Source organism: Phormidium sp. CCY1219, assembly GCF_035615515.1.
Classification (GTDB): domain Bacteria; phylum Cyanobacteriota; class Cyanobacteriia; order Cyanobacteriales; family Laspinemataceae; genus CCY1219.
In genome coordinates, this window is the sequence record NZ_JAJENT010000411.1 from 1 (window position 1) to 231 (window position 231).

The window sequence follows — 231 nt, forward strand, 5'->3', positions numbered from 1 at the left end:
TTGAGGATGAGCTTTTGGATAGATTGGCGCTGCGAGTCAAACCATTCGGAGATTTGGATTAATGCTCGCGCCATCCATGTGGAGCCACCAAAGTCCGAGGAGTCCAGCCATTTTTCGAACAGGCGATCGCCTTGGGTGAGTCCCCGTTCGAGGCAAAGTTGGTGCAGCACTTGCCGCAAATTTCGACCGATTTCGAGGCCACTGACGAAGGTGTGGCGGACGAAACCGAAG

At 54.1% G+C, this 231-nt stretch carries 1 protein-coding gene; it reads right to left on the minus strand.

Annotation, left to right across the window (positions count from 1 at the left end; genetic code table 11):
* The coding region (locus LKK83_RS31990) for a hypothetical protein (RefSeq protein WP_324630770.1) at nt 1-231 on the minus strand (231 nt) is incomplete at both ends.